18 protein-coding genes, 1 tRNA gene and 1 pseudogene are annotated in these 19,894 nt (G+C 66.2%); 13 read left to right on the top strand and 7 right to left on the bottom strand.

Features of this window, described 5'->3' with window-relative positions:
- Positions 1-39 precede the first annotated feature (39 nt).
- The 4 genes and pseudogenes from K7G81_RS17000 to K7G81_RS16985 all read left to right on the top strand — a co-directional run bounded on the left by K7G81_RS17000 (position 40) and on the right by K7G81_RS16985 (position 4,295).
- Positions 40-2,301, top strand: a complete 2,262-nt coding sequence (locus K7G81_RS17000) for a TonB-dependent receptor plug domain-containing protein (RefSeq protein WP_369412141.1) — start codon at positions 40-42, stop codon at positions 2,299-2,301.
- Positions 2,301-3,596 (top strand): aminotransferase class V-fold PLP-dependent enzyme, encoded by a 1,296-nt coding sequence (locus K7G81_RS16995; RefSeq protein WP_223032021.1) that lies wholly within the window; start codon positions 2,301-2,303, stop codon positions 3,594-3,596. Before K7G81_RS17000 ends, K7G81_RS16995 begins: the two co-directional genes overlap by 1 nt.
- Positions 3,597-3,722: 126 nt before the next feature.
- A pseudogene (locus K7G81_RS18130) lies at positions 3,723-4,006 on the top strand (integrase); the annotation flags it as partial.
- Positions 4,007-4,103: 97 nt separating this feature from the next.
- Complete coding sequence (locus K7G81_RS16985; protein WP_223032020.1) at positions 4,104-4,295, top strand: helix-turn-helix transcriptional regulator; 192 nt, start codon at positions 4,104-4,106, stop codon at positions 4,293-4,295.
- Positions 4,296-4,436: 141 nt separating this feature from the next.
- On the opposite strand, the gene K7G81_RS16980 is transcribed toward K7G81_RS16985, so the two are convergent.
- A tRNA-Ser gene (locus tag K7G81_RS16980) sits at positions 4,437-4,526 on the bottom strand.
- 139 nt (positions 4,527-4,665) lie between these two features.
- On the opposite strand from K7G81_RS16980, the gene hspQ reads away from it, so the two are divergent.
- A complete protein-coding gene (gene hspQ, locus K7G81_RS16975) occupies positions 4,666-5,046 on the top strand; it encodes a heat shock protein HspQ (protein WP_223032019.1) in 381 nt (126 codons plus the stop codon).
- A gap of 178 nt (positions 5,047-5,224) precedes the next feature.
- On the opposite strand, the gene K7G81_RS16970 is transcribed toward hspQ, so the two are convergent.
- Complete coding sequence (locus K7G81_RS16970) at positions 5,225-5,542, bottom strand: 2Fe-2S iron-sulfur cluster-binding protein (RefSeq protein WP_223032031.1); 318 nt, start codon at positions 5,540-5,542, stop codon at positions 5,225-5,227.
- A 69-nt stretch (positions 5,543-5,611) separates the two neighbouring features.
- On the opposite strand from K7G81_RS16970, the gene K7G81_RS16965 reads away from it, so the two are divergent.
- Positions 5,612-6,235 (top strand): DNA-3-methyladenine glycosylase family protein, encoded by a 624-nt coding sequence (locus K7G81_RS16965; RefSeq protein ID WP_223032018.1) that lies wholly within the window; start codon positions 5,612-5,614, stop codon positions 6,233-6,235.
- 15 nt (positions 6,236-6,250) lie between these two features.
- Here K7G81_RS16965 and K7G81_RS16960 read toward each other — a convergent pair whose 3' ends face one another.
- Positions 6,251-8,044, bottom strand: a complete 1,794-nt coding sequence (locus K7G81_RS16960; protein ID WP_223032017.1) for a glycoside hydrolase family 15 protein — start codon at positions 8,042-8,044, stop codon at positions 6,251-6,253.
- A complete protein-coding gene (locus K7G81_RS16955; RefSeq protein WP_223032016.1) occupies positions 8,041-9,051 on the bottom strand; it encodes an SDR family oxidoreductase in 1,011 nt (336 codons plus the stop codon). The genes K7G81_RS16960 and K7G81_RS16955 overlap by 4 nt, the downstream gene beginning before the upstream one ends.
- A gap of 103 nt (positions 9,052-9,154) precedes the next feature.
- Here K7G81_RS16955 and K7G81_RS16950 point away from each other — a divergent pair, with 103 nt between their 5' ends.
- From K7G81_RS16950 to K7G81_RS16940, 3 genes are all read left to right on the top strand, one after another.
- Positions 9,155-10,936, top strand: coding sequence for an ABC transporter transmembrane domain-containing protein (locus K7G81_RS16950; RefSeq protein WP_223032015.1), 1,782 nt, complete (start codon positions 9,155-9,157; stop codon positions 10,934-10,936).
- A 201-nt stretch (positions 10,937-11,137) separates the two neighbouring features.
- On the top strand, positions 11,138-11,350 hold the full coding sequence (locus K7G81_RS16945) for a hypothetical protein (RefSeq protein ID WP_223032014.1): 213 nt from the start codon (positions 11,138-11,140) through the stop codon (positions 11,348-11,350).
- Positions 11,351-11,587: 237 nt separating this feature from the next.
- Complete coding sequence (locus K7G81_RS16940) at positions 11,588-11,947, top strand: hypothetical protein (RefSeq protein ID WP_223032013.1); 360 nt, start codon at positions 11,588-11,590, stop codon at positions 11,945-11,947.
- A 98-nt stretch (positions 11,948-12,045) separates the two neighbouring features.
- Here the strand turns inward: K7G81_RS16940 and K7G81_RS16935 are convergent, their stop codons facing one another.
- Together K7G81_RS16935 and K7G81_RS16930 are read right to left on the bottom strand one after the other, a co-directional pair.
- Positions 12,046-12,204: a hypothetical protein gene (locus K7G81_RS16935; RefSeq protein WP_223032012.1), complete on the bottom strand. Its 159-nt coding sequence runs from the start codon at positions 12,202-12,204 to the stop codon at positions 12,046-12,048.
- Between the two features lie 154 nt (positions 12,205-12,358).
- Positions 12,359-12,766: a hypothetical protein gene (locus K7G81_RS16930; RefSeq protein WP_223032011.1), complete on the bottom strand. Its 408-nt coding sequence runs from the start codon at positions 12,764-12,766 to the stop codon at positions 12,359-12,361.
- Between the two features lie 150 nt (positions 12,767-12,916).
- On the opposite strand from K7G81_RS16930, the gene K7G81_RS16925 reads away from it, so the two are divergent.
- From K7G81_RS16925 to K7G81_RS16915, 3 genes are all read left to right on the top strand, one after another.
- Complete coding sequence (locus K7G81_RS16925) at positions 12,917-14,215, top strand: chloride channel protein (RefSeq protein ID WP_223032010.1); 1,299 nt, start codon at positions 12,917-12,919, stop codon at positions 14,213-14,215.
- A 180-nt stretch (positions 14,216-14,395) separates the two neighbouring features.
- Complete coding sequence (locus tag K7G81_RS16920) at positions 14,396-14,599, top strand: hypothetical protein (RefSeq protein WP_223032009.1); 204 nt, start codon at positions 14,396-14,398, stop codon at positions 14,597-14,599.
- 20 nt (positions 14,600-14,619) lie between these two features.
- Complete coding sequence (locus K7G81_RS16915) at positions 14,620-15,897, top strand: sugar MFS transporter (RefSeq protein ID WP_223032008.1); 1,278 nt, start codon at positions 14,620-14,622, stop codon at positions 15,895-15,897.
- A gap of 88 nt (positions 15,898-15,985) precedes the next feature.
- On the opposite strand, the gene K7G81_RS16910 is transcribed toward K7G81_RS16915, so the two are convergent.
- Positions 15,986-17,155, bottom strand: coding sequence for an MBL fold metallo-hydrolase (locus K7G81_RS16910; protein WP_223032007.1), 1,170 nt, complete (start codon positions 17,153-17,155; stop codon positions 15,986-15,988).
- 92 nt (positions 17,156-17,247) lie between these two features.
- Here K7G81_RS16910 and K7G81_RS16905 point away from each other — a divergent pair, with 92 nt between their 5' ends.
- The gene (locus tag K7G81_RS16905) at positions 17,248-19,875 is read left to right on the top strand and encodes an EAL domain-containing protein (protein WP_223032006.1); all 2,628 of its coding nucleotides are present in this window, start codon (positions 17,248-17,250) and stop codon (positions 19,873-19,875) included.
- Positions 19,876-19,894 lie beyond the last annotated feature (19 nt).

Genomic DNA, 19,894 nt, shown 5'->3' with positions numbered 1-19,894 from the left:
GCCACGCCTGACGCCGCTTCCACGGCTGGCGACACGATCGTGGTTACCGGCACCCGCGAAGTCGGCCGTACACAGTTCGACAGCTTGGCGCCGGTCGACGTGCTGTCAGGCAGCGCGGTCAATCAAGTGGTTTCAGGCGACCTTTCGGACGATCTCGCGCAACTGCTGCCGTCGTTCAACGTCCAGCGGCTACCGGCCGCCGACGGGCAGGCATTTGTGCGGCCCGCGACGCTACGGGGCCTGTCAGCAGACGAGACGCTCGTGCTGGTCAACGGCAAGCGTTACCATCGCTCGGCGCTGCTCGGCACGCGCGGCGCGCAGGCGTCGGACCTGTCGTCGATTCCCAATTTCTCGATCGGCCGGATCGAGGTGCTGCGCGATGGTGCCGCCGCGCAATACGGCTCCGATGCGATCGCCGGCGTCATCAACATCATCCTCGACGACAAGCCGGGGATGCACGCCTTTGGCCAGTTCTCGCGCTATTATGCCGGCGACGGCAACGAATACCAGACCGGCCTGCGCGGTGGGATGGCGCTGGGTGATCGCGGCAGCGTGGTGTTCTCCGGCGAATATGACCATGCCGAGGCGACGTCGCGGACGCGCCAGCGGCCCGACGCCATTGCCTTCCAGGCAGCGCATCCGAACCTCGACGTGCCCAATCCGGTGCAGCGCTGGGGCCAGCCCGATCTCGAGTCCGTCGCAGGCACGGTCAACGCGCATTACCAGCTCACCGATGCGGTCGACCTTTACGGCTTCGTCGTCGCACGCGATGGCGAGGGCGTGACCGATTTCAACTGGCGCAACCCCGACGGCACGGCGAGCGTCTATAGCGCCAGCCCCGCTTTCCCCGGCTTCAGCTTCACCAGCATCTATCCGGCCGGTTTCTCGCCAAAATTCGGCACGCAATATAGCGACCTGCAGAGCACCGTCGGCGCGCGCGGCGACATCACCGACGCTTTTTCCTACGATCTGAGCGCCTCGGAGGGTCGCAGCCGCATCCACTACACGCTCAATCAGTCGCTCAACGCCTCGCTCGGGCCGGCCAGCCCCACTTCCTTCTACCTCGGCCGGCTGGAACAGCGCGAATTCAACTTGAATGCCGATTTCGTCTACAAGCTCGATCTCGGCATGTATCGGCCGGTGAACGTCGCGTTCGGCGCGGAGCGGCGGGTCGAGACCTATGGCATTCGCGCCGGCGACCCTGCCTCCTATGCGATCGGACCGGGTGCGAGCAGCGGCCTTGCCCCCAATTCGAACGGCTTCCCCGGCTTCACGCCGCTCCAGGCCGGTGATTTCGGGCAGCGCAGCTACGCCGGCTATATCGATGTCGAGGTGCAGCCGGTCGAGCAACTGACTCTCGGTGCGGCGGGGCGCTACGAAACCTATTCGGTGTTCGGCGACACGTTCAATTACAAGTTCTCGGGCCGATATGAGCTGACCCACAATTTGGCGCTGCGGGCGACCTATTCCACTGGGTTCCGCGCGCCGACGCCGGGCCAGCTCTATTCGACCAGCACTTCGCAGGGCCTCGACACCAAGACGCTGCAGGTATTCAACAGCGGGCGCCTCGCGTCCAACGATCCGATCGCCGTCGCATTGGGGGCCAAGCCGCTCAAGCCGGAGAAGTCGGACAGCATCACCGCCGGCCTTACGTTCCGCTCAGGTTTCGGCCTGTCGGGCAGCATCGATGCCTATCAGATCAAGCTGCGCGACCGCTTCGGCCAGTCGAATTCGTTCGCGGTGCCGGCATCGCTGCCCAACCCCAATCATTATACCTCGGTCAGCTTCTTCACCAACGACTTCGATACCCGCACACGCGGCATCGATGCGGTGGTGAGCTATACCCACCCGGTCGGCCCCGGCCGCGCGACGGTAAGCCTCGCTTACAATTACAATCAGACCAAGGTGACCAGCGCGCCGAGCGCCAGCATTCCGAGCGACACGCAGCGGATCGTGTTCGAGGAGCGCCTGCCGCAGCACAACGCGACGGGGTCGCTGAACTATGCGATCGGCCCGGTCGGGCTGATGGTACGCGGTCGCTATTACGGGCCGTGGACCGACTCGAGCGGCAACGCGACCGGCGATATCTTCCAGCGGTTCAGCGGCCGCGCCTTCATGGACGTCTCGGCGACCTACCGCTTCGCGGAGCATTTCTCGATCGAAGCGGGCGCCGACAATGTGCTCGATACCTATCCCGACGAGGCGACGTTCCAGGCCAACCGCGGCCTGATCTATTCGCGCAACGCCCCTTATGACACCGACGGTGGCCAGTATTTCGTCCGCCTGAATATGGATTTCTGATGACAGCGTCATTTCAAACGAGGGCCAGCCGCCGTGCCGTGCTGGCGGGGACGGCAGCAATCGCCGGATCCGCCGCACTACCGGTCGGGGCGCAAGTCCCGTCCGGCGCCGGCAAGACGCCCGACGATGCCGCTTATTGGGCCGCCGTTGCCGACCAATATGACGTCGTGCGCGATGTCGTTCAGCTGGAAAACGGCAACTGGGGCATGATGGCGCGCCCGGTGCTGGACGAATATCGCCAGCGCGTCGGCTTCGTGAACCGGCTGAGCAGTTATTATGCGCGCCGCGGCATGATCGACGACATCCGTGCGGTCTATGCGCGTCTCGGCCAGGCGCTGGACGCCGATCCGCACGACCTGGTGATGACGCGCAACGCCACCGAGGCGTTGAAGGGGCTGATCGGCGGCTACAACCGGCTGAAGCCGGGCGATACGGTGCTTTATGCCGATCTGGATTACGACAGCATGCAGGCGTGCATGCGCTCGCTGGCGAAACGGTGCGGCGCCCGCGTCACCACCATCGCCCTGCCCGAACCCGCCACCTATCAGAGACTGATCGATGCCTATGCCAAGGCGTTCGACGCCGATCCGCGCATCCGCCTGGTGCTGCTGACGCACCTCAGCCATCGCACCGGGTTGGTCATTCCGGTGCGCGAGATCGTCGCCATAGCGCGCCGGCGCGGGATCGACGCGATCGTCGACGCCGCGCATAGCTGGGGCCAACTCGATTTCACGCTGCCGTCGATCGATGCCGATTTCGTCGGGCTGAACCTGCACAAATGGATGGGCGCGCCGCTCGGCGTCGGTGCGATGTACGTGCGCCGCTCGCGGTTAGACGCGATCGATCCGGACATCGCCAACGAAGGCACGGCAACCGGCATCCAGGCGCGGGTACATACCGGCACGGTCGATTTCGCCGCGCAGTTGGCCGTCCCCACGGCCCTCGATTTTCAGGAGAGGATCGGCGGCTCGGCGCGCGAGGCGCGGCTGCGCTGGCTGCGCGACCGTTGGGTGGCTAAGACGTGCGACATCGACGGGCTGGATATTCTCACCCCCGACGATCCGCGGCTGCACAGCGGCATGACCTCGTTTCGCATTCGCGGTCTGACCAGCGACGCCGACAATATCCGCGTCGCCAAGGCGCTGCTCGACCGGCACCGCATCTTCACCGTCTATCGCGACGGCGTCGCCAAAGGTTCGTGCGTGCGCGTGACGCCGGCGCTGCACAATAATGCAGACGACGTCGATCGCCTGGCCGAGGCGCTCGCCGATGTCGTCCCTCGACTGCGCGCCTGACCGCTCAGTCCGACGCCTCGAGCAGCGTCTCGACCCGGGCCGGCACCAATGCACTTGCCGGTCCGAGCCGCATCTCGCGGAAATATGCCCTGTCCTCGGCATGGAGGGCGCGAGCGGCGCCCCTAGAATGCGGTTCAGAACCTTGGCCCCAAGCGTCCGCTAAAGCCCAGCGATATCTGGGCCATCCGGTTCTATCTCGATGAGCACAAGCGGTTGCGTGATCTGGCGCTGCTCGATCTCGCCATCGACAGCAAGCCGCGCGGCTGCGACCTCGTGAAAATCAGGATTGACGATGTCGTCTGCGGCGGAAACATTCGCCAGCGCTCAACGGTCATTCAGCAACAGACGGCAGACCGGTGCAATTCGAGATCATGTCTGAAGCACGAAAGAATCTAACAGCTTGGCTCGATGGTCATTTCAATTCAACATCATAGAGCGGCAAGGAGCGGGTGAGAGGTGCCAGCTGGCCCTCCCGATCACTCTCCACCTGTCTCGGTTGATACACCAATGTGTCTGACCACCGTCGAGGCAGCCGCTTATGTTGGGCTAGCCAAGAACACGCTCGAGAAGATGCGCTCGTACGGCGACGGGCCTAAATACATAAAATATCGGCGCTCGGTCCGGTATCGGATCAAATATCTCGATGCTTGGGTTTTGGCTCACATGGCATCCAACACGAGCGAATATGAGCGCCATTGAATCCTGGTAGCTTTTGGCGGCGAGGCCGAGTCACGGCCGCCCCCGCCAAAACGCTACAGCAAACTCCAACGTCAATTGATTGTCCGGCCGTTGTCCGCGAATTTCGGACTCGGGAATTGCCTGCTTAAGCAGCTGGTTGCGTGGCGGAGAGGGTGGGATTCGAACCCACGGTACCCGTAAAGGCACAACGGTTTTCGAGACCGTCCCAATCGACCACTCTGGCACCTCTCCGCAGAGGATGTCGCGCCGCGCCCGAAAAAGGGCGATGGGACGGCGCGTCGGCCCGATTGAGCGGCGGCCTCTAACGCAATCATTGCCCCCTCGCAAGCACCATGCTTGTGCAGCGCAAAACAGCGACTAGATTAGGTGCATGAGTCCCTCCAGCGTGCCCGTTCCGCCGTTCGACGGCAGCGTCCCCCTCCCCTCGATCGCCCATGCCGATTTCGCGATTGGTGACGTCGTGCGTCATCGCCTGTTCGATTTTCGCGGCGTGATCTTCGATGTCGATCCGATCTTTGCCAACACCGATGAATGGTATGAGGCGATCCCGCAGGATCTGCGCCCGCGCAAGGATCAGCCCTTCTACCACCTGCTCGCCGAGAATATGGAATCGAGCTACGTCGCGTATGTCAGCCAGGGCAATCTGATGCTTGACGACAGCGAGGAGCCGATCGACCACCCGGCGATCTCCGGGCTGTTCACCGATTATCGCGACGGTCGCTATACGCTGCGCCGCGAGCACCGGCACTGAGAGTGTCGCCATGCTGAACTCGGTTCAGCATCCATCGCGCACCGCCAACCGTCTCGCGTTGCGGTGATGGAGCACCATGGACCCTGAAACGAGGTCGCCGGTGACGGTTCGATCTCGATGCAGCGACGGTCGTTTCCACCACATCAGGTCTTGCGAACGAACCGGTACCTGCGGCCTCTTAATCCTCCACCGCGATCCGCACGCGAATCCCGTCCAGCGCGGCGCTGAACGGGATCTGGCAGGAAAGCCGCGAATCGGCGTCGCGATCGCTCGACGAATCGAGCAGATCGTTCTCGTCCTCGCTCATCGGCGGCAGTTTGGCCGCAAATTCCGGATCGACATGAACGTGGCAGGTGGCGCAGCTGCAGCAACCGCCGCACAACGCCAGGATTTCGTCGATGCCGTTATCCCGCATCACTTCCATCAGCGACAGACCGGTCTCGCCTTCGACCTCGCGCACTTCCCCTTCACGGGTCGTGACGATAACCTTCGGCATGAACATCTCCTCTGTTCGCTGGACAGCGCCGCCATGCCGTCTCAGCGAGCGCATATCAAGGATCATCGCATGGGCCTGAGCGCCGACCAACTGCGTATCTCGCTCGATGCGATCGCCGCGATCGAGCCGGCGATGGCGGCGGCGCTGGCCCGCGTCGGCTATCCCGAGCCCCGGATTCGCGAGCGCGGCTATGCCACCTTGCTGCGCACGATCGTCGGCCAGCAGGTCAGTGTCGCCGCCGCGCAGTCGATCTGGAACAAGCTCGAGGCGGCGCTCGGCGACCTCACCGATCCCGCCACCGTCGCGGCCGCCGACATCGAAACGCTGCGCGGGCTGGGCCTGTCGCGGCAAAAGGCGAGCTACGCGCTCAGCCTCGCCGACGAAGTGGCCAGCGGCCGGCTCGATCTCGAAAACCTGCCGGCGGATGACGAGGAAGCGATCGCCCAGCTCGTCCACGTCAAGGGGATCGGCCGCTGGTCGGCGGAAATCTACCTGTTGTTCGCCGAAGGGCGCACCGACATCTGGCCGGCCGGCGATCTCGCCGTGCAGATCGAGATCGGCCGCATCATGGGTCATGACGATCGCCCCGGCGAAAAAGCGGTCCGCGACCTCGCCGAGGCCTGGCGCCCGCACCGCGGCGCCGCCGCGATCCTCGCCTGGCATCATTACAAGACCGACATGGACGTGATCTGACGCCGCGCGTCCCCCTCACCGCGCCTTGCGCTCGCGCGCCGGCCCGTGCTGCATTGTCAGGTTGAGCGCCGAGACGACCAGAGACAAATGCGACAGCGCCTGCGGGAAATTGCCGAGCTGCTGCCCATAACCATATTCCTCGGCAAGCAATCCGACATCGTTGGTAAGACCGCACAGCCGCCCGAACAGTTTCTCCGCATCCGCCGCGCGCCCCTGCAGCGCCAGCACGTCGACCAGCCAGAAGCTCGCGGCCAGGAACGCCCCCTCCCCGCCGCCGACTCCGTCGTCGGTTTGCTCGGTCTGGTAGCGTTTGACGAAGCCGTCCTTCATCAGCTCGCGCTCGATCGCGGCGACGGTGCCGATCATGCGGGGATCGTCGGCCTCGATGAAGCCGGTCAACGGCAGCCGCAAGACGGCAGCATCCAGCGCCGGATCGCCATAAGCGCCGGTGAAACTGTTCTGTTCGGCGTCAAATCCCTTGTCGAGCACTTCGGCGCGCACTTGCTCGGCCAGCGCGCGATATTTTTCGGAAGCGTCGGCATCATTGCCCTCGAACCACCGCGCGGCGCGATCGAATGCCACCCAGCACATTGCCTTCGAATAGACATGGCATTTCGGATCGCCCCGGCTTTCCCAGATGCCGGCATCGGGCTTGTCCCAATGTCGTTCGAGATCGCCGACCAGCAACCGGAACAGCGCATCGGCCTCGTCGCTCGGCGCGACGTCGTGATTGGCGGCGACGAACAGCGTGTCGAGCACTTCGCCATAGATATCGAGCTGCAACTGCCCCGCCGCGCCATTGCCGAACCGCACCGGCTTGGCGCCGCCGAACCCGTCGAGCCAGTCGGCTTCCCATTCGATCATCCGCCGGTCGCCGCCCACCGAATAGAAGGGGCGCAGATCGATCGGCTCGCCGGCCACCGCGCGGCGCAGCCAATGCACCCAGGCATCGGCCTCGTCGAACAGCTCGGCGCCGATCAGCGCCAGCAGCGTGAAGGTCGAATCGCGCAGCCAGCAGAACCGGTAATCCCAGTTGCGCGCCCCGCCCGGCCGCTCGGGCAGCGAGGCGGTCGGCGCCGCGACGATCGCGCCGGTCGGCTGGTGGATCAGCGCCTTCAGCGTAATCAGCGATCGCATCGCCTGATCGCGATACTCGCCTTCGTAACAGGCCTTTGCCGCCCACTCTTCCCACCACGCGCAAGTATCGGCCAGCGCCGTTTCCGCGTCGACCGGCTGTGGCGTCTCGCGATAGCTCTCGAACCAGGTCATCACGAACGTCACGCGCTCGCCCTCGCCGATCTCGAAGCGGCTCATGCCCCAGCGATCGTCGAATTCGATCCCGACATCGAAATCGAGCCGTACCGCATTGGGGCCGGCGATCGCCATCGTCAGCCCGTCCTCGCGCCGGATCAATGGATGGACCTGGCCGTAATTGAAGCGGATCGCGAGAGCCGATCGCATCTTCACGCGGCCCGATCGCCCTTCGACGATGCGCACGATATCCGGCGCCTCGCCGCGCATCGGCATGAAATCGGTCACCGCGACCACGCCGCTTTCGGTCGTGAACTCGGTTTCCAGCACCAGCGTGTCGCCAAGGTAGCGCCGCCGTGTCGATGTCACGGCGTCGTCGGGCGCGATCTGCCAGCAGCCATTGTCCTCGTCACCGAGCAGTGCTGCGAAACAGGCTTCGGAATCGAACCGCGGCAGGCACATCCAATCGATCGCGCCCTCGCGGCTGACCAGCGCGGCGGTCTGGCCGTCGCCGATCAGCGCATAATCCTCGATCCGCTTCGCCCCCGTCGCGCTCATGCGGCCGCCCGCCGCCGCGCGATCAGCGCCCCGGCGCCGGCCAGCCCCGCCAGCGCCAGGCCGGCCAGCGTCTTGGGATGCGTCGTCATCCACAATTGCGAGCTGTGCCGCCGCGCGACATCGTCGAAGCGGCCGTGCGCGCCATGGTCGCCGGGCACCGGATGGTAGAGATTGTCGGGCCTGTCGGGCGCCACCGGCTGCTTGCCCTGCTGCCCCGAAACCCCGGTCTTGCCGAGATAATAATCGAGCGCGCGCGAGGCGAACCGGTCGCCCCACACCGCTTCCTGCGTCGGCCAGCCGAGCTTGATGCTCTTGCGCCGGTGATGCGCGGCAAAGTGGATCGCGCGCGCCGCGATCTCGGGCTGATAGGGCGGGCTCGCCGGCTTGGGCTGTTTCGGCATGTTGGTCTTGATCCAGTCGAATTGCGGCGTGTTGACGCCCGGCAGCTGCACCATCGAGACATGCACCTTGCTCTTGGCGTGGACCAGTTCGGCATCGATCGAGTCATGAAATCCCTGGATCGCATGCTTCGCTCCGCAATAGGCCGATTGCAGCGGGATGCCGCGATAGGCGAGCGCCGAGCCGACCAGCACGATCGATCCCGAATCGCGCGGCAGCATCCGTTTCAGCGCGGCGTAGGTGCCGTGCACCTGCCCCAGATAAGTCACCTCGGTGACGCGCTTGTAATCCGCCATCGACATGTCGACGAAGCGCGACAGCACGCCGGCGAAGGCGACGTTGATCCAGATGTCGATCGGCCCGAAGCGATCCTCCACCTTCTGCGCCGCGTCCTCCACCGCCGCCATGTCGGCGACGTCGGCGGGCAGGATCATCGCCTCGCCGCCGGCCTGCTTCACTTCCTGCGCCGCGGCCTTCAGCCCGTCGAGCCCGCGCGCGATCAACGCGATCCTCGCCTTGTCCTTGGCGAACTCGCGCACCACCGCGCGGCCGACGCCGGCCGACGCACCGGTGATGACGACGACGGGCGGCTTGCTGCTCTCGGTCATCATTCCTCTCGTCATTGAAGATGCTGGGATTAACCGGGTCAACCGATCGGATTGCGACATGTTCCGTTGAGGCCGCCGCCCGCGCCTGCTAGGCGATCCGGCCATGGCAGAGACTCAAGCCGCCGCCCCCCGCCCGCAACCCCGGCTGGGCAACCTCCGCATGGTCTGGCATTTCGCCGCCCGCTATCCCGGTCATATCGCCGCCGCTCTCGTCGCGCTGCTGCTCGCGGCGGGCGCGACGCTGTGGATCCCGCGCACCTTCAAGCAGGTGATCGACAACGGCTTCGCCGCGCACGCCACCCATGCCGATATCGGCCGCTATTTCGGCGAGCTGGCGATGGTGGTGATCGTGCTGGCGATCGCCTCTGCCTCGCGCTTCTATTTCGTCTCCTGGCTCGGCGAGCGCACCGTCGCCGACGTGCGCATCGCCGTCGAGCGCAACCTGCTGCGCCTCGCCCCGCGCTGGTTCGAGGAGAACCGCCCGTCCGAAATCGCGGCGCGCCTCACCTCGGATACCGCGGTGGTGGAGATCGTCGTCGGCACCACGCTGTCGGTCGCCATCCGCAACCTCCTGGTCGGCGTCGGCGGCATCGCCTATCTGTTCGCGCTGGCGCCGCGCCTCGCCTTGTGGATGATCATCGGCATCCCCGTCGTCATCATGCCGATTGTCATGCTCGCGCGCCGCGTGCGCACCTATTCGCGCTCGAGCCAGGATCGCATCGCCGATATCGGCGCGATCGCCGCCGAGACGCTGGGCGCGATGAAGATCGTTCAGGCGTTCGGCCAGGAAGACCGCGAGGGCCGTCGCTTCGAAACCGCCGTCAACGCCGGCTTCACCGCCGCCAAGCGCCGTTTCGGGATGCGCGCGCTGCTCACCGCGATCGTCATCGGCCTGATGTTCGGCGCGATCACCCTCATCATGTACGATGCCGTCACGCTGGTCGCGAGCGGCCGGCTGACCGGCGGCGCGCTCACCGCTTTCGTGATGACCGGCGGCATCGTCGCCGGCGCCTTTCAGTCGTTGAGCGACGTCTATGGCGATCTGCTCCGCGCCTCGGGCGCCGCTGGCCGCTTGTCGGAGCTGCTCGCCACCGAGCCGGAGATCGCCGCGCCGGCCAATCCCGTCGCGCTCCCCACGCCGGCGCGCGGCGCGATCGATTTCGATCACGTCACCTTCCATTATCCCACCCGCCCCGATGTCGCCGCGCTGGAGGATTTCTCGCTGGCGATCGCGCCGGGCGAGACGCTCGCCGTGGTCGGCCCCTCGGGCGCCGGCAAGTCGACGCTGTTCCAGCTTGTCGAGCGTTTCTACGATCCGCAGGCCGGCGCCGTCCGGCTTGACGGCGTTGCGCTGCCCGAAGCCGATCCCGCCGACATCCGCGCGCGCATCGCGATGGTGCCGCAGGAAACCGTGATCTTCGCCGCGTCCGCGCGCGACAATCTGCGCTACGGCCGCTGGGACGCCTCGGACGCCGACCTCTGGGCCGCCGCCGAAGCCGCCAACGCCGCCGACTTCCTCCGCGCATTGCCCGAGGGGCTGGACACCTTCCTGGGCGAAGGCGGCGCGCGCCTCTCCGGCGGCCAGCGCCAGCGCCTCGCGATCGCCCGCGCGCTGCTCCGCGATGCGCCGGTGCTCCTGCTCGACGAGGCCACCTCCGCGCTCGACGCCGAGAGCGAGCGGCTGGTGCAGCAGGCGCTCGAACGGCTGATGGACGGCCGCACGACGATCGTCATCGCCCACCGCCTCGCCACCGTCCGCGCCGCCGGCCGCATCATCGTGATGGACGAGGGCCGCATCGTCGAAAGCGGCACCCACACCGATCTGATCGCCCAAGACGGCCTCTACGCCCGCCTCGCCAGCCTGCAATTCAGCGAAGCGGCGTGAGGGGGCGCTACGGTCGACCGAAAACCGCCACCCCTCGCCCGTCATCCCGGACTTGATCCGGGATCCCGCTCCTTCTTTCTATCGCCAGTTGAAAGAAGGCGCCCCCCAGCTCAGGGCCGGGGTGACAATAATTGTAACGTCCGCCATGGGTGGGAAACGGTCTGGCGGCTTTCAGAAATCGCAGCCGGTTAGCTGCCTTTGATGAACATCGCTGCGAGCACTGCGCTTGCCGGTGCGCCGACAAGGAAAGCGATAGACACTAAAGAGCAAACACGCAGCCAATGGCGCAGAGGTAGCGATTTTGCGAGCAAGACGATCAAATTCTCGATCATTATCAAAATCAGCACTGCACTGATGATTGACATGCTCAAATTTGACCACGACGCCATCAACAACGCCACTAGCCAACAGTAAATAAATTCAAGGGTCGCCAACACAATAGCCACGCCGGCCCACGCGCGTTGCGCGACCGAAGGGAAATCGTCGCCGTATGCCACAGTTTAATTGTGCGCGAAGACGGCGGATCACGCAACCAAGCATGTCGCCTTTCAGACGCTTGCGGCAAACCAACGGCGGCAACGACTGGGGCGCTTGCCGTCGGCGGTTCACACCCCTGTTGCGGACGGCGGTATGTCTAGGCATGATATCCACATGCCGAAGCGCCCCAAAACGCCGCAAGAAAAGAAGGCCCTTAGCCTTACCCGCGATCGGCGCAACACTTACGGCAATAACCAGAAGGCGGCACGCAAGGCGATCCCGTTGAGGAAGGCGCTTGAGAATAGGCGCGTTCGCCACAAAGACAACCAGGCGGTGTCGATTGGCTCCCATCTCAATGAGGCTGCGCTCGACATTGCCGAAAGCTCAGCGCGGCACGGCGTCAATCGGCTTAGCGGCTGGAAGAAGTGCGCAGACGAGCCGCTTGGCGAAGTTATCGGACGTGCTCTAAAATCTCGCGAACAGCGCGAGGGGCGGAAGCTTCGCGCTCGCTTCAATTACGATAACGACAGGTAACCCAGCCAAATCGCGAGCCCTTGCCTCCCGGCTAAGTGCCGTCCGCTTTCGGGAACGCTGATGATCCGACTGATCGACTGCAATGTCGGCGTGAGCGGTCATTTGCCAGCCCGCCCCATCAGCGCGCCATCCTCGCCGCTCAGAAGCGCTGTCCCGCAAACACCGGCAGCATGACTCACTTTCGCCGCGGCGCGTAAGAAATCGACCAATGCCAGCCGCATGACCACAAAATCGTCATGCTGAACTTGTTTCAGCATCCATGGCGCGACGACAGCCGGCGCCGTGACGGCGAATCGAGCCTCACCATTTGCCGACGATGATCCTCGCCCAGCGAACCGAACCCGAATTTTCACCATGTTACCGCAGGCGGCGTGTGCGCGACGTGAAGGCGACCGCCCCACCAACGCCCCTTCACCGTTCGCGATAGGCCACGCGCCACATCGTCAACGCGATGCCGCCGGCCAGCGCGGCGGTCAGCAGCGCGGCGCCCAGGATGCGCGGCCAGGTGTCGGCGGTGCCGCGCCCCAGGTCAGCGGCCAGCATCAGCAGGAATCCGATCCCCGCGCCGGACAGCGCCGCCGCCGCCGGCCCGCGCCGCCCGCTCAGGTGCAGGATCAGCCACACCGGCCCGGCGATCGCGGTGATCGCCAGCGCGGCGAAGATGGTGCCGAACAGCAAGGCGACCAGCGCCGCCCGGCCACTCGCCTCGCCGCCGATCGCCACCAGCAGGCACGCCGTCAGTCCGGCCAGCCCGGCGCCACAGGCCAGCGCCAGCCCGACACGATCGACGCTCGTGCGGTAATCCCCCCGATCACTCATCCATTATCTCCCCCGGCCAATCACATAGCATTGTTGCCTGCCCACGCAAAATTGAAACAGAGCGGAAAAAATCTGCGGCAGACGGTGCATTCTGCCGCCGAGGCGCTATGAGGCGTGCATGCCCCGATCGAGACCCCGCCCCGCGATCCGATGAAGCGCTGGACCCAAGCCCGCGCGCGCGCGCTGTTCCGCCATCACGGTCCGCGCTCGCTGATCTTCCGCCGCCGCGTCGCGATGGTCGGCGGCGCGATCAGCATCGGCTTGATCGCCTTGCTGTTCGCCGCGATCTCGGACGACGCCAATCACGCTTTCATCCTGTTCTATCGCGAGCATCCCTATTGGCCGCTCGTCCTCACCCCGTTCGGTTTCGCGATCCTCGTCTGGCTCACGCGCCGCTTCGCGCCGGACGCGCGCGGCTCGGGCATTCCGCAGGTGATCGCGGCGGGCGCCGATCCCGATGGCGCGACGCGCAACCTGATCTCGATCCCCACCGCGATCATCAAGGCGGTCCTCACGTTCGCCAGCCTGCTGGTCGGCGCCTCGGTCGGCCGCGAAGGCCCGACGGTGCAGCTCGCCGCCGCGCTGATGGCCGCCTGGCACAAGGTGCTCAAGGTCGAGCTGCGCGCGTCGATGATCATCGCCGGCGGCGCGGGCGGCGTCGCGGCGGCGTTCAACACGCCGCTCGCCGGCATCGCCTTCGCGATCGAGGAGCTCGCCGCCGCCTACGAACAGCGCATGGCGCTGCTGGTGATGATCGTCATCCTGATCTCGGGTGCGGTCGCCTCGGGTCTTGCCGGCGACTATCTCTATTTCGGCGCGGTCAGCGCCTCGATGGGCGTGCGCCAGGCGATCGTCGTCGCGCCGGTCGCCGGCATCCTCGGCGGGCTTGCCGGCGGGCTGTTCTCGCGGCTCGTGCTCGGTGCCGCGCTGGCCGAGTTCCGCTGGATGGAGGGGCTGCGCCGCCGCCCGATCGTGTTCGCCTTCCTGTGCGGCTGCGTCGTCGCCGGGGTCGGCTGCTACACCGGGCTCACCTGGGGGCCGGGCTATTCGCCCGCGCACGCGATGATCATCGGCGTCGATGCGCCCTTCTGGTTCGGCTTCGCCAAGTTCGCGACCACCGCCGCCACCGCGATCGCCGGCCTGCCCGGCGGCATCTTCGCCCCTAGCCTCGCCGCCGGCGCCGGCTTCGGCAACATGCTGCGCTGGCTGTTCCCCGACGACGCGGCGAGCGCGGTGGTGCTGCTCGGCATGGTCGCTTATTTCACCGGCGTCGTTCGCGCGCCGCTCACCGCGGTGTTCATTCTTACCGAGGCGACCGCGAGCCGCGGCCTGTTGCTGCCGATGATGGCCGCCGCCCTGGTCGCCGATCAATCGAGCCAGTGGGTGTGCAAGGAAAAGCTCTACCACGGCCTGTCGCGCACCTTCTCGACCCGCGCCGCCGAGGCGTGATCGTCCAACCGTCACCCTGAACTCGTTTCAGGGTCCATGGTGCACGATCGGCGCGGGCATGACGGCCGCGCCGGCCACGGATGCTGAACCACATCCAGCATGACGGAAAGCTCGGCGCCCCCCAAAAAAACGGGCATGGCGGGCGGACCCGCCATGCCCCGAGCGCGGTGCGCGACTCGCGTGAAGCGCACCGTCGTCGTCCCTGGGAAGGCAATTCGGCAGGACGACAAAATCCGGGCGATCCGGCGGCTTTTCGAAAACAAATTGCCAAAAAGCTTCCCGATCGGTGATGTGATCGCTATCACTCCTGCGCAGGCGATGCAATCGGCCTTGTTCCGCCCGCCGCGATCGGCAATGGCAACAGCCGCGACCAACATCGCATGAGTAAAGCGAGAGGAGACCCGATGGAGCGCACCAAGTCGGCCGGCGCCGCATTCGCCGCCGTCACCACCCTGTTCTTCGCCTGGGGGTTCATCACCTCCATCGTCGATCCGCTGGTCGCCGCGGTGAAGAGCATCTTCAGCCTCACCAATGTCGAGGCGCAGGTCTCCACCTTCGCTTTCTTCATCGCTTATGGCGTAGTCTCGATCCCCGCCGCGATCCTCGTCTCGCGGCTGCGCGCGGTGCCCTCGATCATCCTCGCGATCGCCATGATGGTCGCCGCCTGCCTCATCATGCTCGCCGGGGCAGACGCTGCCGCCTACACCGGCGTGCTGATCGGCCTGTTCGTGATGGCCAGCGGGATCACCATCCTGCAGGTCGCCGCCAACCCGCTCGCCGCCGCATTGGGCGTGCCGGAGCGCAGCCATTTCCGCCTCACCCTCAGCCAGGCGTTCAACTCGTTCGGCACGGTGCTCGGCCCGCTGCTCGGCGCCAGCCTGCTGCTGCGCGGCATCGACGTGAAGCCGGGCGAAACGCTGACTCCCGCCGCGCGCACCGCCGCCCTCGGCTCGATCAACACCAGCTTCCTGATTATCGCCGTGCTGCTGGCGGTGCTCGGCGGGTTCATCTGGCTGATGCGCCGCCGCATCACCGAGGCCGCGCCGCCGCTCGACGTCGCGCATGGTTTCGGCGAGACCCTGAGCCAGGTGTTCGCGTCGCGCTGGGCGCTGCTCGGCGGCCTCGCCATCTTCCTTTATGTCGGTGCCGAGGTCTCGATCGGCAGCCAGATGGCGCTGTTCCTCAACAGCAAGCCGATCTGGGCCATGCCGCTGCAACAGGCCGGCTTCTACGTCAGTCTCTATTGGGGTGGCGCGATGATCGGGCGGTTCATCGGCTCGGCGCTGCTTACCCAGGTCAAGGCCTATCGCCTGCTCGCGATCAACGCCGCGATCGCCACCCTGCTCTGCCTGTTCGTGGTGCTGACCCGCGGGGTGCCGGCGGGCTGGGCGGCGCTCGGTATCGGTCTGTTCAATTCGATCATGTTCCCGGTGATCTTCACGCTGACGCTCGAGCGCTCGACCGCCAGCACCGAAGCGACCTCGGGCTTCCTGTGCACCTCGATCATCGGCGGCGCGCTGGTGCCGTTGCTGGTCGGCAAGGTCGCCGATATGAGCGATTACGCCACCGCGCTGGCGGTGCCGCTCGCCTGCTACGTCGTGCTGTTCCTGTTCGCGCTCGCCGCCGGCCGCGCGCCGATCCACGCCGCGGGTGTCGACGAGGCCAAGCCGACGCTGCACTGATCGCCCCCGTCATGGCGAGGAGGGCAGCGACGAAGCAATCCGGTGTCTCGCGCGGGACACTGGATTGCTCTGCTCGCCATGACGCGGCTTATTTCAGCGCCCGCACCGCCGGCGTATCGAGGCATTTGAGCAGCGCCGCCCGGTCGATCGCCGGCCCTGCCGGCGGCGGCGCATAGGGCGGCACGGAAACCGGCGCCCCGATCGTCACCGGCGCGAAGCGCTGCGGGTCGAGCCCGGCGCATTTCATCGTCGCATCGAGCAATCTGGGCGGCGTGTCATAGGCTTCGTAGGAAAGGCGGAACGTCCCCCAATGCACGGGAATCGCTCGCGCCGCGCCCAGCCGCTCGAATATCTCCACCGCGTCCACCGGCCCGATATGGCTGCCGATCGCCATCTGCCCCGGCACGAAGCGGAACGCGCCGATCGGCAGCAGCGCCAGCCGGATCGGCCCCAGCGCCCGCGCCTCGTCCACCCAGCTCAGGTCGCCCGCGCCGGTATCGCCCGAATAGAACAGATTGCCGCCCGGCATCGTCACCGCGAAGCCGGACCACAGCGCCCGGTTGCGATCGGTGAACCAGCGGCTCGACCAATGATGGCTGCGCGTCACCACCACATCGACGCCGGGCTTCACCGTCACTCGCCCGCCCCAGTCGAGTGCCTCGGCCGGCACGCCCGCCTCGCCGATCACCGCGTCGTTGCCCAGGCTGGTGACGATCAGCGGCTTGTCGCGTTCCCACAGCCGCTTGAGCGTCGCCAGATCCATGTGATCGTAATGATTGTGGCTCACCAGCACGAGGTCGATCCTGGGCAGGTCGTCGAACCGCACGCCCGGCTCGGTCACGCGCTTGGGGCCCAGGCCGAACGGCCCGGCATTCTCGCTCCACACCGGATCGGTCAGGATGTTGAGGCCCTCAGTCTGCACCAGCACGCTGGCGTGGCCCACCCACGTCACCGTCATCGCCTCGCCCTCGACCCGCGCCGCCGGCTTGCCGGGCGTGACGGGCACCTGCTTTGGCCATTCGGGCCGCTTGTCGCGATTGGTGATGTATCGCCACAGGAAACCGCCGCGGCTGTTTCCGGTCGGCGGCGCGACGGTGTCGTCATGGCCGGGATTGAAAAAGCGCTGGCCGTCGAAATGGTCGCTCACCGGCCCGCGATAATAAACCCGGTCCAGAAACCGCGGGACGATCGTGATCGCCAGGCACGCGGCCACGATCGCAAACAGCAGGATAACCAGAATCCAGCGCACCAATGTCATGAAATGTCCCCGCCCTTGCAGTGTCACTTACGTAGATTGCGCAAGCGATTTGCCAAGGGTTTGGAAAGGACTTGGCGGCTAATCCCTCCCCCATGCCGCCCCGCCCCCTCGATCGTGCCGAGTCGCCGCCCGGCCTGCTTGCGCTGTTCGCGCTCACCGATGCGGACCATCGCGGCGGCGTGCCGGAGGATGGCGGCCCGCTGCATCAGCTCGGCGCGAGCTGGTCGGTCGCGCTGGTCGCGCAGCTCGTTGCGCTGATCGCGGTGATCGGGGGTGCGGCGATCGCCGGCCCCGCCCCGCTCGCGCTGCCGGTCGTGATCGACGCCGGCATCGCCACCGCGATCGGCGTCGCCATCCTCTTCATCCTGCGCCTCGGTGCCGCCCGGCGTTGGCGGCCGCATATCCAGACACGCGCGCTGACGCTGACCAGCGCCGCGCTCGTCGTCAGCCTGTTGTGGCTCGCTCATCTCGCCAGCGGCCTGGCGGACGAGCGCTGGCGCTTCGCCTGCTTCGTCGCAGCGTTCGGGTCGATCGCCGTCACCGCGATCGCGCTCTACGCGGTCCGCGCCGCGATCCTCAGCTTCGCGCTCGGCATCGTCGGCGTCACCATCTCGCTCTCGGGCATCGGCATCGCCAGCAGCATCGCCATCGTGTTCATGCTCGCGCTGGCGATCGTCGCCTATCGCCTCGCGCTGCTCGATCATCGCGCCGCGCGGGCGCGCGCTCATGCCGAAAATGACGGCCGTCTCGCCGCCCGGCTGGTCGAGGAATTCGAGGCGCATGGCTCGGGCTGGTTCTGGCAGACCGACAGGCAGGGCCGCCTCACCTATATTTCGGAAAAGGTCGCCCGCCAGCTTGGCGCCGGCGCCGATCCGATCGGCGCGCCGCTTGCCGCGCTGTTCTGCATGAAGGAATGCGCCAGCCAGCGGACGCTCGGCTTCCACCTCACCTCGCGCACCGCCTTCTCCGATCATTCGGTACAGGCGGCGGGCGCCGGGGAGAGGGATCGCTGGTGGTCGATTTCGGGCCGCCCGGTATTCGACGAACGCGGCAGTTTCCACGGCTTCATCGGCTCGGGCAGCGATCTTACCGAAAAGCGCCGATCGGAAGCAGAGATCACCCGTCTCGCGCTGTTCGACGATCTCACCGGCCTCGCCAACCGCCAGCGGATGAAGCAATCGCTCGATCAGGCGCTGGCGCAGGGTGCCAGCCGCTATACGCCGACCGCGCTGTTCCTGCTCGATCTCGATCGCTTCAAGGCGGTCAATGACACGCTCGGCCACCAGACCGGCGATCTGCTGCTGCAACAGGTCGGCAAACGGTTGCTGCGCGCGGTCGGCGATAACGGCCTGGTCGGCCGGCTCGGCGGCGACGAGTTCGAGGTGGTGTTGCCCGATCGCTCGAACCGCGACCAGTTGAGCGAGCTTGCCAAGCGCATCATCGAGTCGCTGTCGCAGCCCTATTTCATCGATGGCGCGTCGATTTCGATCGGTTGCTCGCTCGGCATCGCGCTGGCGCCCGATGATGGGGAAGATTCCGAATCGCTGGTGCGCAACGCCGATCTCGCGCTCTATGCCGCCAAGGCCGATGGCCGCGGCATCCACCGCTTCTTCCGTTCCGAGCTGCTGCGCGGCGCGCAGACCCGCAAGCAGCTTGAAGACGATCTGCGCCACGCGCTGGCCGCCGATCAGTTCCACGTCGCCTACCAGCCGGTCGTGTCGACCGCCGACGAGCGCATCGTCGGCTATGAAGCCCTGCTGCGCTGGGATCACCCGACACGCGGCAGCGTCTCGCCCGCCGATTTCATCCCGGTCGCCGAGGATTGCGGCCTGGTCGAGGCGATTGGCGAATGGGTGTTGCGCACCGCCTGCATGGAAGCATCGCGCTGGCCCGAGAATGTCCGCGTCGCGGTGAATGTCTCGCCGATCCAGTTCGCCAACCCGGCGCTGCCCGGCATCATCACCAGCGCGCTCGCCAAATCAGGGATCAGTCCGCGCCGGCTCGAGCTGGAGATCACCGAAAGCGTGTTCGTCAACGACGACGCCCAGTCGGAAGCGATGTTCAAGGCATTGAAGCGGCTCGGCGTCCGCCTCGCACTCGATGATTTCGGCACCGGCTATTCCTCGCTCGGTTATTTGAAGAAAGCGCCGTTCGACAAGATCAAGATCGATCAGTCGTTCGTCCGCGGCGCGATCCAGCCCGGCACCCGCAACGCCGCGATCATCAAGGCGATCGTCACGCTCGCCGATACGCTGGGCATGGAAACCACCGCCGAGGGCGTCGAGGTGCAGGACGAGATCGCGCTGATCCGCGAATTGGGCTGCAGCCATATCCAGGGCTATGTCTACGGCAAGGCGGCGCGTTCCGAGGACGTGATCGAGCAACTCCACGCCGCCGGCGGCCACGCCACCGCCAGCGGCTACAAGGTCAGCCGCAGCCCGCGCGTGTCGATGCTGCGCTCGGCCCGGATCGAGATCGGCGGCGAAGTTGGCGAAGTGCGCATTCGCAACATCTCGTCGACGGGCGCGATGATCGACGGCATCGAGATCGACGGCCAGGCGGTCGGCCTCGATCTGCTGATCGAATTGCTCGACGACGAGATGTTTCCGGCCAAGCTGCGATGGGCCAAGGGCGGCAAGGCGGGGATCGAATTCGCCCGCAATTTCAATCTCGAACGTATCAGCCAGCCCGCCTCCCGCTCGATCCGCCGCGCCTCCTGAACCCGCCCACGGTTCTCAC

It is taken from the genome of Hephaestia mangrovi (genome assembly GCF_019880555.1).
GTDB lineage: Bacteria > Pseudomonadota > Alphaproteobacteria > Sphingomonadales > Sphingomonadaceae > Sphingomonas > Sphingomonas mangrovi.
The sequence above is the reverse complement of the archived record's forward strand: the minus strand, read 5'-3'. Positions and strand labels throughout refer to the sequence as shown.

What these genes read in the sequence shown, in the direction of transcription:
- K7G81_RS16925 (WP_223032010.1), top strand. Translation starts at nt 12,917, where the DNA reads ATGAAGCGCTGGACCCAAGCCCGCGCGCGCGCGCTGTTCCGCCATCAC.
- K7G81_RS16930 (WP_223032011.1), bottom strand. Translation starts at nt 12,766, where the DNA reads ATGAGTGATCGGGGGGATTACCGCACGAGCGTCGATCGTGTCGGGCTG.
- K7G81_RS16940 (WP_223032013.1), top strand. Translation starts at nt 11,588, where the DNA reads ATGCCGAAGCGCCCCAAAACGCCGCAAGAAAAGAAGGCCCTTAGCCTT.
- K7G81_RS16960 (WP_223032017.1), bottom strand. Translation starts at nt 8,044, where the DNA reads ATGAGCGCGACGGGGGCGAAGCGGATCGAGGATTATGCGCTGATCGGC.
- K7G81_RS16995 (WP_223032021.1), top strand. Translation starts at nt 2,301, where the DNA reads ATGACAGCGTCATTTCAAACGAGGGCCAGCCGCCGTGCCGTGCTGGCG.
- K7G81_RS16985 (WP_223032020.1), top strand. Translation starts at nt 4,104, where the DNA reads ATGTGTCTGACCACCGTCGAGGCAGCCGCTTATGTTGGGCTAGCCAAG.
- K7G81_RS16965 (WP_223032018.1), top strand. Translation starts at nt 5,612, where the DNA reads ATGGGCCTGAGCGCCGACCAACTGCGTATCTCGCTCGATGCGATCGCC.
- K7G81_RS16950 (WP_223032015.1), top strand. Translation starts at nt 9,155, where the DNA reads ATGGCAGAGACTCAAGCCGCCGCCCCCCGCCCGCAACCCCGGCTGGGC.
- K7G81_RS16910 (WP_223032007.1), bottom strand. Translation starts at nt 17,155, where the DNA reads ATGACATTGGTGCGCTGGATTCTGGTTATCCTGCTGTTTGCGATCGTG.
- hspQ (WP_223032019.1), top strand. Translation starts at nt 4,666, where the DNA reads ATGAGTCCCTCCAGCGTGCCCGTTCCGCCGTTCGACGGCAGCGTCCCC.
- K7G81_RS16915 (WP_223032008.1), top strand. Translation starts at nt 14,620, where the DNA reads ATGGAGCGCACCAAGTCGGCCGGCGCCGCATTCGCCGCCGTCACCACC.
- K7G81_RS16970 (WP_223032031.1), bottom strand. Translation starts at nt 5,542, where the DNA reads ATGCCGAAGGTTATCGTCACGACCCGTGAAGGGGAAGTGCGCGAGGTC.
- K7G81_RS16935 (WP_223032012.1), bottom strand. Translation starts at nt 12,204, where the DNA reads ATGCTGAAACAAGTTCAGCATGACGATTTTGTGGTCATGCGGCTGGCA.
- K7G81_RS16955 (WP_223032016.1), bottom strand. Translation starts at nt 9,051, where the DNA reads ATGACCGAGAGCAGCAAGCCGCCCGTCGTCGTCATCACCGGTGCGTCG.
- K7G81_RS16905 (WP_223032006.1), top strand. Translation starts at nt 17,248, where the DNA reads ATGCCGCCCCGCCCCCTCGATCGTGCCGAGTCGCCGCCCGGCCTGCTT.
- K7G81_RS16945 (WP_223032014.1), top strand. Translation starts at nt 11,138, where the DNA reads ATGAACATCGCTGCGAGCACTGCGCTTGCCGGTGCGCCGACAAGGAAA.